Raw genomic sequence first — 589 nt, 5'->3', positions numbered from 1 at the left:
GTGCCCGTGGACGACACGGGCGTCCCCGTCGCCGAGCCCGAGCAGGCCGTCGTGCCCGCGCCGCAGCCGGCGCCCGACACGGCGGAGCTCGCGCCTTCCGCGCCCGAGGTCCTGGAGGTGCCGGAACCGGTCGCCGTGCAGCAGCCGGAGATCCAGCCCGAGCCCGAGCACGTCCCTGAACCCGAGCAGGGTCCCGAGGCGATTGCCGTACCCGCCGCGGGTCCTGAGCACATCGGCGTACCCGAGCAGGTTGTCGTACCGCAGGCCGGACCCCAGATCCTGGCCCAGCCGGAGCCGGAGCCGGGCACGGGGCCCGAGGTCATCGAGACCCTTGCGGCCGAGCCCCCGGCAGCCGCGGCGCCGGAGGTCGCGATCGCGGAAGCCTCGTCGGAGGTCCAGCCCCTGGAGGCAGAGGCCCAGGCCGTCGAAGCCCCGGCAGCCGAGGCGCCGGCCCCCGGCGAGGACGCACCTGCCGAGGCCCCGCTGGACGAAGCGGCGGAGGAGACCGAAGCCGTCGAAGCCGCCCCCGCAGAGCCCGAAGCCGAGGCCCCCGCCGAGGCCGAACCCCTGGCCGAGGCAGAGCCCGAAG

1 pseudogene is annotated in these 589 nt (G+C 76.7%); it reads left to right on the top strand.

The window, feature by feature from the left end:
- Nucleotides 1-589, top strand: a pseudogene (locus BFF76_RS33075) (nicotinate-nucleotide--dimethylbenzimidazole phosphoribosyltransferase); the annotation flags it as partial.

Source organism: Streptomyces mutomycini (genome assembly GCF_001700505.1).
GTDB classification, from domain to species: Bacteria; Actinomycetota; Actinomycetes; order Streptomycetales; family Streptomycetaceae; genus Streptomyces; species Streptomyces mutomycini.
This window is presented reverse-complemented; position numbering and strand designations above follow the sequence as displayed.